14 protein-coding genes and 1 other annotated feature are annotated in these 12,282 nt (G+C 37.9%); of the genes, 12 read left to right on the forward strand and 2 right to left on the reverse strand.

What is annotated here, in order from left to right; genetic code table 11:
* Positions 1–7 precede the first annotated feature (7 nt).
* On the forward strand, positions 8–340 hold the full coding sequence (locus AC1DOK_RS21600; protein ID WP_477556368.1) for an ArsR/SmtB family transcription factor: 333 nt from the start codon (positions 8–10) through the stop codon (positions 338–340).
* A gap of 54 nt (positions 341–394) precedes the next feature.
* Here AC1DOK_RS21600 and AC1DOK_RS21605 read toward each other — a convergent pair whose 3' ends face one another.
* Entirely contained in the window at positions 395–1,300 is a 906-nt protein-coding gene (locus AC1DOK_RS21605; RefSeq protein ID WP_477556369.1) for a DMT family transporter, read from the reverse strand.
* 116 nt (positions 1,301–1,416) lie between these two features.
* On the opposite strand from AC1DOK_RS21605, the gene AC1DOK_RS21610 reads away from it, so the two are divergent.
* The 4 genes from AC1DOK_RS21610 (at position 1,417) to AC1DOK_RS21625 (ending at position 4,907) form a co-directional block, all read left to right on the forward strand.
* Entirely contained in the window at positions 1,417–2,769 is a 1,353-nt protein-coding gene (locus tag AC1DOK_RS21610; RefSeq protein WP_477556370.1) for an aminotransferase-like domain-containing protein, read from the forward strand.
* Positions 2,766–3,227, forward strand: coding sequence for an N-acetyltransferase family protein (locus tag AC1DOK_RS21615; RefSeq protein WP_477556371.1), 462 nt, complete (start codon positions 2,766–2,768; stop codon positions 3,225–3,227). The genes AC1DOK_RS21610 and AC1DOK_RS21615 overlap by 4 nt, the downstream gene beginning before the upstream one ends.
* Positions 3,228–3,588: 361 nt before the next feature.
* Positions 3,589–4,335, forward strand: a complete 747-nt coding sequence (locus AC1DOK_RS21620) for a class I SAM-dependent methyltransferase (RefSeq protein WP_477556372.1) — start codon at positions 3,589–3,591, stop codon at positions 4,333–4,335.
* A gap of 89 nt (positions 4,336–4,424) precedes the next feature.
* Positions 4,425–4,907 carry a DinB family protein gene (locus AC1DOK_RS21625; protein ID WP_477556373.1) on the forward strand — a complete coding sequence of 161 codons (483 nt, stop codon included), beginning with the start codon at positions 4,425–4,427 and terminating at the stop codon, positions 4,905–4,907.
* Positions 4,908–5,065: 158 nt separating this feature from the next.
* Here the strand turns inward: AC1DOK_RS21625 and AC1DOK_RS21630 are convergent, their stop codons facing one another.
* Positions 5,066–5,656: a TetR/AcrR family transcriptional regulator gene (locus tag AC1DOK_RS21630; RefSeq protein ID WP_477556374.1), complete on the reverse strand. Its 591-nt coding sequence runs from the start codon at positions 5,654–5,656 to the stop codon at positions 5,066–5,068.
* A 164-nt stretch (positions 5,657–5,820) separates the two neighbouring features.
* Between AC1DOK_RS21630 and AC1DOK_RS21635 the strand changes: the two genes are divergently transcribed.
* The 7 genes from AC1DOK_RS21635 (at position 5,821) to AC1DOK_RS21665 (ending at position 12,263) form a co-directional block, all read left to right on the forward strand.
* Positions 5,821–6,666: a hypothetical protein gene (locus AC1DOK_RS21635; protein ID WP_477556375.1), complete on the forward strand. Its 846-nt coding sequence runs from the start codon at positions 5,821–5,823 to the stop codon at positions 6,664–6,666.
* A 320-nt stretch (positions 6,667–6,986) separates the two neighbouring features.
* The gene (locus AC1DOK_RS21640; protein ID WP_477556376.1) at positions 6,987–7,427 is read left to right on the forward strand and encodes a hypothetical protein; all 441 of its coding nucleotides are present in this window, start codon (positions 6,987–6,989) and stop codon (positions 7,425–7,427) included.
* Between the two features lie 7 nt (positions 7,428–7,434).
* Positions 7,435–8,136, forward strand: a complete 702-nt coding sequence (locus tag AC1DOK_RS21645) for an AIM24 family protein (RefSeq protein WP_477556377.1) — start codon at positions 7,435–7,437, stop codon at positions 8,134–8,136.
* Positions 8,137–8,213: 77 nt separating this feature from the next.
* Positions 8,214–8,996 (forward strand): YheC/YheD family protein, encoded by a 783-nt coding sequence (locus AC1DOK_RS21650; protein WP_477556378.1) that lies wholly within the window; start codon positions 8,214–8,216, stop codon positions 8,994–8,996.
* 48 nt (positions 8,997–9,044) lie between these two features.
* Positions 9,045–9,635, forward strand: coding sequence for an SGNH/GDSL hydrolase family protein (locus AC1DOK_RS21655; RefSeq protein WP_477556379.1), 591 nt, complete (start codon positions 9,045–9,047; stop codon positions 9,633–9,635).
* Positions 9,636–10,133: 498 nt separating this feature from the next.
* Positions 10,134–10,379, forward strand: a binding site (T-box leader).
* Positions 10,380–10,424: 45 nt separating this feature from the next.
* Positions 10,425–11,423, forward strand: a complete 999-nt coding sequence (locus tag AC1DOK_RS21660) for a tryptophan--tRNA ligase (RefSeq protein ID WP_477556380.1) — start codon at positions 10,425–10,427, stop codon at positions 11,421–11,423.
* Positions 11,424–11,507: 84 nt separating this feature from the next.
* Positions 11,508–12,263, forward strand: coding sequence for an alpha/beta fold hydrolase (locus AC1DOK_RS21665; protein ID WP_477556381.1), 756 nt, complete (start codon positions 11,508–11,510; stop codon positions 12,261–12,263).
* Positions 12,264–12,282 lie beyond the last annotated feature (19 nt).

A 12,282-nucleotide genomic window follows, 5' to 3' on the forward strand; every position in this document is an offset into this window, starting at 1 on the left:
GCAGCGGATGAATTTAGAATTACAAAAGTTTAAAGCTGATTTTTTTAAAGCTCTAGCTCATCCTTTAAGGATCAGGATTTTGGAATTGCTTGCTGAAGGTGATAAGAAGGTTAATGAGCTGCAAACGCTTATAGGTACGGAAGGATCAGCAGTTTCCCAACAACTGAGTATTTTGCGTTCTAAGAATATCGTGTACGGCACTAAGGATGGCAACACAGTTTTGTACTCGCTGCGTGACCCTATGATTATTGACCTGCTGATTATCGCCAGACAAATTTTCAATAACCATCTCATTGATACCATATCCATGCTGGATAAATTCAAGCCAGACGAAGATTAGCAGCCAGGAAACTTTTTAAATAAAGTTTCCTTTTTTTTTGGCCCTAAATCATAATCAGTGCTTGCTATTCATCGAAAAGGTAGTTCCTATTACCCCAACTAAAATTAGTATTGCCCCTACCAAATGATAGGTTTGCATCTTTTCATTTAAGAAAATAACACCCGCCATAATCGTAATGAGGGTAGCTAAATTACTGAATATACTCATCTTTGTCGCTTCTATTTTTGAAAGTGCATAATTCGATAGGTAAGCAGTGAGTAACGAAGACAAAATCCCTAAATAAAGAATAGGCATTAAGAATTTTAAATTCAGAAATGGTAAGAAGAAATCTGATAAAGAGTTGTTCATCATATGGACGCTAATAGCAGTCGTATTGAAGGCTATAAAACCTAGCAGAGTCATCATATACGTGAGCATAAATAGACTGTATTTACGTGTTAATGAACGGGCGAAAATGTTGTATAGTGAGGCTGATAGCGCTGAAAAAAGAATGAATAGTATTCCTTTGATATTAAATCCATTCATCGTTTGGCCATTCATCATAGAAATATAAATCACACCAGAAACGGATAAGAAAATAAATACTTTTTGCAAGCTACTAGAATGTTCTTTTAGCAGTAACGATGCCAATATCATCGTGAAGATCGGAACTGTTGCATTGATAATGCCTGCTTCAGATGATGAAGTATACACCAAGCCGAAAGCTTGGAATAAGAAAAACAACGCTGGATAGAGCAATGCTAAAGGTAGTATTTTTAATACATCTTTCATTACAATATCTAATTTTACTTTCTTAAGTAAAATGGGTATGGTTGCTACTAAAAAAGCAATCGTAAAACGATGGGCTAGTACATCTAATGGGCTTGCAAAATTTAAAGCTATTTTTACAAATAAAAATGAGAAGCCGATAATTACAGCATATAAAAGCGCTGCAAAATATCCTTTTCTTTGTTCTAACATCGTGAATCATCTCCTGTTCGCCTACAATCTCTGTGCATCTGTATTGTATTAAGAATTATATCAATGTACAATGCAGATTAATGATAGGTGTACCGGTACAGAAGGAGATGATGTCATTGCTTAAATATCAAGAATTATTTTATAAAATAGAGAAACTGATTCAAAATGGAAGTTTAGTAGAAGGTGAGAAAATCCCTTCGATTCGCGCTTTAGCTGAGCAATACAACTACAATAAGAGCACTGTTATTCAAGCATTAAAGCTACTTCAGCAACATCATCTTATCTATGGTGTGCCTAAAAGTGGATATTATGTTGTGCGCAAAGATTGGAAGGGAAAAATAATCGACGAAGAAAATACAATTGATTTTGCGACTTCTGCACCCAATTGGTTCAATTTCCCTTACAATGACTTTCAACACTGTATTAATAGGGCTATCGATACTTATCAAAAAGATTTATTTATCTATGGTACGCCAAAAGGGTTGCCTTCTTTAGTTCTTGAGATACAAAAACAGTTACAAAACTATCAAGTGTTCACCAATCTAGAAAATATATTAATCACGTCTGGAATTCAACAAGCATTATTTATTTTAACAGCAATGCCTTTTCCTAATCACAAGAAAGTAATATTAGTTGAACAGCCAACTTATCATTTGTACCTTGAGCTGTTAGACATTTACAAAACGCCAGTCATGGGGATTCAGCGTACTGCGAGAGGAATTGATTTAGAAGAACTAGAAAAACTATTTTCCTGTGAGGATATTAAGTTTTTCTATACGATGCCGAGGTTTCACAATCCTTTGGGTACATCCTATTCAAGACAAGAAAAAGAGGCAATCGTTAAATTAGCGCAAAAATATGATGTATATATTGTAGAAGATGATTATTTAGTAGATTTTGAACAAGACAAGAAAGCGAATCCTGTTTTTTACTATGATATAGATGATCGTGTCATATACCTAAAGAGCTTTTCAAAAATTATGTTTCCAGGGCTTCGTGTAGGAGGCGTTGTGCTTCCAAAACTATTAGTTAATTCTTTTCAAGAATTTAAAAAAGTTTCGGATATTGACAGTTCAATGATTTCGCAAGCAGCTCTAGAAATTTATTTGAAAAGTGGCATGTTTGAAAAGCATAAAAATAAAATACAGCACTCGTATTTGGAACGTTCTAGTCAGTTATTCTCTGCCATCAATAAATATATTCCAAATAATTACGGGGTATCGCAATCAAATTTGATATCTATGCATACTCATATTACGTTGCCTCGGCATGTGAATGTTAACCTAGTAATTCAGAAGTTAAGTCAGAAAAATGTGTTGATCGAGTCGACTGACCGAAATTACATAAACAATGCTGCAAGTGACAAGATACTCAAAATAAATGTTTCTAATGTAGATAAAATGAAGATAGATGAAGGCATCAAACTAGTAATGAATGAGGTAAATAATAAGGAGAATTTCACTAGATGAAGCAGATTACTCTTTGCCAATCCCAAAATTTCGATGTTGAGACAATTGCTAATTTACGTGCAACTGTACTACGTAATGATTTAACTAGGTTAGGAAGGTTTGATGAAGAGAAGGTTCGTCAGCGCTTCCGTGATGCATTCGACTCCTTTCATACTTGGATCATTGAGGTGGATTCTTCTTTCGCTGGCTGCATAGCCTTTAAACCGACGCATGACGGATATTTATTGGAACATTTCTATATTCATCCCAATTACCAAGGTAGAGGGATCGGCAGTTATGTATTAAAACAATTACTTGAACGAAATGTAGTAATAGGAAAACGTGTATCATTAAATGTCTTACAGGGAAGCTCTGCTAGGCGTCTTTATGAGCGGTTTGGTTTTAAAGTTGACAGTGAAGATCTCATTGATGTTTACATGTCTATGAAAGTGGAGGGGAATTCCAGAACAGTTGAATAACTACAACTAATTATATCGAAGCTGAGCATATTCAGGATTATTTCCTGCTATTTGTTTGGCTTTTTTTCTTAAAATTTTTCTTGTGTTCTTGCCTAGTTGTCGATTATAGTAAATGAAACTTTCAATTGAGGTGAAATGGGATGTATCTCCACTTTGTTCGAAGTAACTAGTTCACGGGCTGGGTAAAACGCGTACCAGCTGTTAAGGGGGGAGTTTGCCCTTTTGACCTATGAGAACTGTTACTTTGGATAAAGTGTCGGGGCACATTTTTCTTTGTAAGCCAGGACACAGGGACGTATTGTCTCTAGGGATCCTGGCTTTTATTTTCTCATTGTAACTATTTGGAAGGTGGATATTAGATATGAACAAATTTGATTATAAGAAATTCTACGATGAAGTTGGACGATTAAACGGTTGGGATTTTAGTAAAATAAAAGCTACAACCGAAGGAGTTAAGTGGCAATTTTATAAGGAAGTAACCCAAAGATGTAAAGAGCGGGATAGATTGCTCGATATTGGTACAGGTGGAGGGGAAACGTTATTATCCATAGCCCATACTTGTTCACTATTAGTGGGAATAGATCTCTCATCAGGAATGATCCGAACTGCAAATTATAATTTAGAGAACTCTAATAAAACAAATGTACAATTTTTGCAAATGGATGCTGACAATCTTGATTTTCCTCAGAACTATTATAATGTGGTATCTTGTAGGCACTCACCATTCAATGCTCAAGAAGTAGGAAAAGTCTTAGTGAAAGACGGGGTATTCCTCACTCAACAAGTAAGCGAGAATGATAAGCTTAATCTTTCACAAGCGTTTGGAAGAGGTCAGAATACCAATGTAGATGGAACATTAAAAAATAGATATATGGAAGAATTGAGTGAAGCTGGCTTTTCAGATATCCAGTCCTTTGAATATGATGCAACAGAATATTATGAGACCTATGAAGATTTAGTATTCCTACTGAAACACACGCCGATTATTCCGAACTTCGGGAAACATAATAATGATTTTGAGATACTCTCAAAATTTATAGATGACAATAGAACGGAAAAGGGAATTAAGACAAATTCAAAACGATTTATGATAATTGCTGCTAAATAAAAGTGAGTTTGTAATTTAAAATAATCGGGATATAATTAATATGTAAGGTATGAATCAATAGATGTACCAAAAGAGAGGAGTAGATATGGATGTATAGAACAGTAAATGATTTTTTAGTAGATTGGTCAACTGCAACAAAAGGGACCTTACAGGCTCTAGAAGCACTATCTGATGATAAATTAGATCAAGCTATCGTAGAAGGGCATAGCACACTTGGTTGGTTAGGCTGGCATTTAGCAACAAGTCCATTGTTCTTCGGTGGTCAGGTGGGTTTAAATATTGTGCCGGTTGGCGATGTGAGAACTGTACCTAAGCATGCCAGTGAAATCGTTGACGGTTATCAAAAAATCGCAGAAAGCTTAAAAACCGAAGTGGAACAAAACTTAACAGATGAAAAAATAGTTGAGAATGTGGAGAGCGTTTTTGGCCCAATCCCTCGAGGTGCATTGCTTAGAACATTGATCGATCATCAAACACATCATCGTGGTCAAATGACTGTTCTCCTTCGTCAGGCAGGCTTACACGTTCCTGGTGTAATGGGACCAACCAAAGAAGACCAAGCTAAAAAGTAGATACGTTTAACGCTTGAGACGTATATTGGAAGCCTTGATCCGAATGGAGCACTGCTTCTGAAACGTCTCTTTTTCGTGTCCACTGACGACCGTATCCAGCACAAGTTTAACATCGTTCCCTTAATACGCGAATCATATGGTTCCTGGTATTTTGGGATCTATGAATTACGATCCAAGAGGCTAGGAATTCCTTCCTTTAACAAATGATGATAAACCTCGCATATATCACTAATCTCAGCTGTATTAGCACCAAGCAGGACCTGCAGAACCACGCCATCAATAGCTCCAATCAGCAGTGAGGCAAGTGCATTGTTGTACTTGCTTGGTTGTTTGTTATAGAGATGTTCCATCAACACTTGTGTATGCCCAATCCACTCGTGATACTTCTGTTTGAACTTCTCCATTATTTCTGCGTTTCCCAGAATAGCTTCCTGAGCGAGATAAAATTGCATTTTATTTTCATCAATTTTACTAAATCTTGTGCAGATGTTAGCGCTAATCTCCTCAATTATTTCATCACGGCTATGTCCACCTTGTTTGGCATCCTCAGCGATACGTGTAGATACCGATAAACTATGATCCATCACTGCATACAGAATTTCCTCTTTGCTGCGGTAATGATGATAGAGTGCTCCTGTACTAAGCCCTGCTTCTTCGGCAATTCCACGCATGGTGGTGCCGCTGATTCCTACCTGATTAATAACACGATAAGCTGCTTCGATGATCCTTAATTTTCTCTTTGTCGGCACTATTTTTCCTCCTCAGAATAATTCAGAATTTAATATACATATAGTCATTGACACACTTTATATTATACTGCTAAAATGATGGCATAAAAACCGAACGGTTGTTATGTTTTATTTTTGTGTCTGTGTCATAGCAACTAAGACATCCCAATTAAGGAGGAACAACAATGAGTAATATTCCTGTATGGCAGTATGTTGTTGCAATGGGCGGTTACATCGCCTTGCTTTTGGTCATCGTTAGTGTTATGCGTAAACACTACAAATTTGCTAATTGGTTTTGGATTTTATCTTTATTAACCTTCCCGCTTTGGCTTATGGGTGGAGTTGAAGGCTGGTTCCGCTGGGCTAAGATTCTAAGTGTTATACTTCCTACCATTTTTGTTGGCTTTATACGAATTGCAGCTTATGAGAAACGACAAGGAAAATTCTGGGAAGCGCTGCAAAAAGACTGGGTACTATGGGTAGTCTACGGCGTACTATTCCTCAATATTATGGAAGCTACGATCAAAGATGCCACGATGGGCAATACGTTTAACGCGCTATGCGGATTCCTGCTCTGTGTAACGATTCCGTACGCACCGAAGTTTTGGAAGATTTCTAGTCAGAAACATGGTGATCTGATTGCCTATACAACCGTAGCATGGAATTTCCTTTATACAACCTGGAATGCTGGCTTTGTTTATGCAGAAACTCCACAGTACTTTGCTAGCTCCTTATGTATTCTTATTGCAGCGGAACTATATCCGATCATTAAACGTCGCCCTGAGCTATATATTATCGCCCGGGTATATACTTTAGCCACACATCTGCTGATTCGTGCTATCTTCCCTAACCTGTTCCCTACTCTAATGGATGCGACTGCATGGTTCAACCCTGATGTGATGAAGTATTGGGGAATCATTAACTTTATCCTTATTGTTCCTTATGTATTCTGGCATATGTGGCAGCTTCATACAGGCAAATCAGATGTCAGCTTCCGACGCGGACGTACAGAGGCAGCAAGCGGCAATTAATTGATCAAAAAGAAAATCTCTGGTCATACCCCCGTCAAGTAGACAGAATATAAAAACTATGCAGACAGCGCGTGCCGATACTCAATCGGTGCGCGCTGTTTGAAATTAGCCTGAAACCGCTGGTAATTATAAAAGTAGAGAACATATGTACTTACAACTAGAGCGATGATCATTTGAGATTATCCTTTGATGGCTCAACAAATATTCTAGATGCTACTATTACTGGGGAATCAAGACCCTTAGTGATTGGTTTTGATAGGAATTCGACAAAATTTCGTATATAATTTGATTACTAAAATAAATCTAGGAGAGATACAGCTTTGTTGAATTATCAGAGAAAAGGAATTTTTATATTCTTATTCATACTAATTGTTTTGTTTACCATATCCTTGTCTGGACCTCTTCCTCGGGCGAATGCAGGATTATGGGATTGGGTGAATGATATAAGCGAGCTTCCTTCTAATATTAATGATCTGCAGTCCAAGTATGATCAAATCGAACAAAGTTTTAAAGCTAGTCAGGAACAGTCTGAGAAAATAATGCAGCAATTAAATCTTGAGAATGGGCAGCTTCGTTTGAAAAATGATCAGTTAAGTGAGCGGCTTCTTCTTTTGGAGAAAGAAAATGAGCAGCAGCAGAAGCATGTAAGCTGGTTCATAAAAGGTACATTAACTGTTATTGGTCTGTTCTTATTTTCTTTTGTAGCGACTCGTGTTCTTAGGGTAATGGTCTGGCGGCGAAGTCCTAGAGAAAGGAGTTAGATTATTCATGGAGATTTGGAGTGAGGCTACCTCGATTCTGTCACAATCAGTATCCCTTCGGTTGGAAGAGGGGGAATCTATACACGTTCTACATCCGAGACAGATTATATCTTTTCAGGGTAATTCAAATCAGCGAGAAGATCGTTTGATGGATATTACAGGAATGTACCGTAAACGAAAGTTGATTCAATCTCATATTAGTGGACCTTCTCAATTTATGATTGGATTGCCTGCTGGATATTCAATGCAGACAATCCCGATTCAGGATGACAGTGATTTGTTATTCGAATGGAAACATATTTTGTTCTATACGGAAGGAATGCGAGTCGAACGCAAGGTGCAGACCTTTAAGAATGCCATTATTACGCGTGAATTGGTGAAAATGAAGTTTTCCAGCCACGATGGACAGCTTGGTATCTTGTCACATGGGCCTCTTCATCGGATTGAACTTGATCCTGATTTACCGACATACATAGATGTAGGCTGTCTCGTAGCTTATCCAGAGAATGCAACATTAACACCACGGGTGTATGGGAATACATTAGCTAGTCAACATATGAACTATCATTGGGAGATCGTCGGTCGTGGCTATGCGTTAGTTCAGACGGGTAAATCTGACAGCCAGCTTGAGCAGGACATCGAAGGCGACGGATTTATACGGCGGATTCTAAGAGAAGTCATCCCGTTTGGCGGTATCCTAATAAAATAAATAACATTATGAAGAGCACCAATTTATGTGAAAGGATGCTCTTAATCGGATAGATACCTATTCAGGCCGTTTTCTAGTTGCATAAGCTAGAGATGAAGGGACTGGTTATCATGAAATATCCGAATACGAAGCTAGGGAAGTATGATTTTCTCAAGAAAAACAAAGAATTTACAATGCATCTACCTTATACATGCTTAATGACTGCCGACAATATGAAGCTATTATTGAATGAGAATAGAACTGTTTTTGCTAAGCCCAATAATGGATTTGGAGGGTTTGGTGTAGTTCAAATTAAGAAGCTGAATGATTCTCGGTATCGTACGATCCATAGCGATGGGACTAGATCTATATTGGATACCTTTGATGATATGTATACCTATATGACGGATGTTAGTGGCGATAAGATCTATGTAGCACAAAAAGGAATCGACCTGCTGCAATATCAAAAACGTCCCTTTGACATCAGAATCATGGTCCAAAAGAACAAATATAAAGAATGGGAGACCACGGGGATATTAGGTAGGCTGGCGAAGCCTAGCAAAGTCATTACAAATTTCATGAATGGCGGAAAGATCTATCCATTAGATCAATTATTGTCATCGTACTTAGATCAAGAAGATAGAGATCTCTTCATCAAGAGTCTAGAGGATCTCGGTCAACAAGTGGCAGTGTATATGAGTAGTGGCTACCCTACCTTCCATTCGTATGGAGTCGATATTGGTCTGAGTTCAGATCTTAAACCTTGGATCATTGAGGTGAATACACGTCCAGGTACGATTGTTTTTAAGCACTTAAAGGATAAGGCTATGTACCAGAAAATAATGAAATACTCGAAGCGAAATGGTACTTTTCCCTTTTGATAGTTCCAATAGTATAATTGTGAATAATCGAAAAAAGGGGTGTTTGCTATGTGGAAGCATTTTGTTGCAATGGGCGATAGCTTTACAGAGGGAATAGGTGATGAGGTTGATGGAGTAGCATTACAAAGCTGGGTAGTTTCCTTCGCTGAGCTGCATGAGACCGAACTCAAATACACTAATTTGGCCAAACGAGGATTGATATCCAAGGAGATCCGTGAGCAACAACTAGAAGAAGCTTTAGCATTACAGCCTGACTTAGTCAGTCTTATTGCAGGTGCAAACGATATATTAAAAGGCCGCTTTAATCGCGATGAATACGAGAAAGACATGGCGTTTATGATAGATGCGCTAAGTAAGTCGGGTGCTTCAATTATCATTGGGAATCTTCCTGATTTCACAGTTAGATTGCCTTTGCCTGAGGGTAAAAAAGAAGCAGTAAAGGCACAATTAGTAGAAACGAATGAAATCATACGTTCACTTAGTGACAAGTACAAGTGTTATTTCATTGATTTTTGGGATCAGTCGCTTTCTCAGGATAGTAGTTTTTGGTCTCAGGATTTAGTCCACCCGAATTCAAGGGGATACAAGGAAATTGGCAAACTTATCTTTGATCGTGTCTATGCAGGACAAGCTTTCTAATCATCCAATAAGCAACAAAACTTATGTAATACATGAGTATGTCATAAGGATCAGAGGTTGAAGCTTTATAAAACGGTGTAACATATTCCCAGAATAAACCGACCACGATAATAAAAATACTGAGCCCGATAAAATTCAAGCAAATTTTCTTTAAGAAGATCATTAATAAGATGTTCGAATAAGAGAGCAGAAGTGCTGAAGCAAGAAGGTCGTTATAATAACCTGAGAAAAACCATCTGTAATAGGTGAAGTTATTTTTAAAAATGAATTCATTTAATCCATATAACAGCATAAAAAATAAGAATATTGAAATATCTTTAATCGTGTATCTGATGTTAGTTCGAATTAACGCTAGCATAGGGATAATATAATGACAGCTAGAATAATGCCTCCAGCTACTCCAAGTACGATTTTCATCATCTATTCATACTCACCTCGACATTTATGATGGAAATGATTGACAAACTTTTGCTAATATAATAATCTATTACAAATATCATGACTGCGATGATGAAGAGAGTAAACATAAGGCATACCCAGAGAGCTGATGGTTGGTGCGAATCAGTGTAGAAATTATGTTGAATTGGGCTTCTGAGCATCCGGACCGAAACGGTTGAAGTAGGCTCTGGCGAAAGTCTCATCGTTACAAGAGACGCGTATTAAAACACAAGTTTAGATACGTTAAAGTGAGTCCGTCAAAAGCGGGCTAATCAAGGTGGTACCACGGGGTTTCCCGTCCTTATAGGACGCGAAGCCTCTTTTTTATTTTATACAAGAGGAGTGTTAGGGATGTCAGAAAAGATTGTGTTAACGGGTATTAAACCAACGGGAAAAGTTCACATCGGTAATTACATTGGAGCAATTAAGCCAGCACTACAGCTTGTTAATGATGTTAATTACACATCCTTGTATTTTATTGCGGATTATCACGGATTAACCTTTATTCAGGACCGAAATGAATTTAAAGAGTTATCCTATGGAATTGCTGCTACTTGGTTAGCTTTGGGATTAGATCCGGAGAAAGTTATCTTCTATAGACAATCAGATGTGCCAGAAATTTTTGAATTGAGCTGGATTCTAGCGTGTGTAACCTCCAAAGGATTAATGAATCGCGCTCACGCCTATAAGGCAATCAGAGATACGAACGAGCAAGCTGGAGTTGATCTGGATACAGGGGTAAATATGGGCTTATTCACGTATCCAATACTGATGGCAGCAGACATTCTCCTATTTCAATCTGATCTAGTTCCAGTAGGTAAGGATCAAATTCAACATGTTGAAATCGCGCGCGATATTGCTGAAAGCTTTAATGGTACGTTTGGAGAGACATTTAAGCTGCCTGATTATCTTGTTGATGAGCACACAGCTGTGATCCCAGGACTTGATGGAAGGAAGATGAGTAAAAGCTACAATAACACAATCCCCTTATTCGAATCATCAGACTCACTGTTGAAACTGATCAAAAAAATTAAAACGGATTCCACTCCTCTGGGCGAGCCAAAGAATCCAGATACCTCAAGTATATTTACTTTATATTCGGAGTTCGCAAGCAAAGTGCAAGTTGCACAAATGAGAGACAGATTCCAAAGTGGAATTAGCTGGGGAGAAGCCAAGAATGAATTATTTCAGGTAATGGATTCATTCTTAGAACTGCCTCGTAATAAATATAACGAATTGCTATCTAATCCTGAACAAATTGATGCTATTCTCGCCCAAGGAGCACAGAAGGCAAGAGCGTTAGCTGCTCCTTTATTGGCAAGAGTCAAACAACAAATAGGCCGATGTTAATTGGTATTTTGCTAAGTGACATATCCTGATTGTGGGTTATAATGAATAAAAAGGAACATTCGTTCTTGTTAGGAGGCGGATATCATGCCATACGTACAAGTTAAGGACTTGGAATTGTTTTTTGAGAAAATGGGTACCGGTGATCCTGTTATTTTTCTACATAGCGGTTATTCGAGAGGGATATTGGCTTTTGCCAGTCAATTATTTGATTTTCAGAAAGTGTATACTTGTTATTATCCAGACTTTAGAGGTCATGGTAGAACAAGATGTGAGAATCTGGAGTGGAATACCCCACAGCTGGCTGAAGATATTTTGGAGTTTATGAATCTTATGAACATCCCACAAGCACATTTTGTTGGATATAGTTTGGGTGCGAGTGTTGCGCTATATGCTGCTGTGAATATCCCAGAGCGAGTAGCGACGATCACTACGATAGGTCATAGTGGCTTTAGTGATCCGACAGGTGCGGAGGAATTTGAACCTGAATGGCTTATTGAGCATGGGAAACAAGATATCATCGATCAAATGATAGAAAGACATGAGGATGCACATCAAGGAAATTGGCAAGAATTTATGCGGCAAAGTGCCATTGATTGGCAGCTGTATCCACAGCTTACAGTAGAACAGATCAGTAGTATCAGATGTCCTGCGTTGTTTATCGCTGGGGAACATGATGGTTTCGCTAATGAAGGGCTATTGAAACGATTGACATCTCTAGTTAAAGACTCGCAGTATCTTGTTGTACCGGGAGGCAGTCACAGACCGCATATGCTAAGAGAGAGTCCAATCTTAGTAAACGATGCTATCCTTCAGTTTTTGAAAAATAATTCTATTCAATAAGGAGTTATCGGATAAAAAG

This window comes from Paenibacillus sp. P5_B5, from assembly GCF_056400365.1.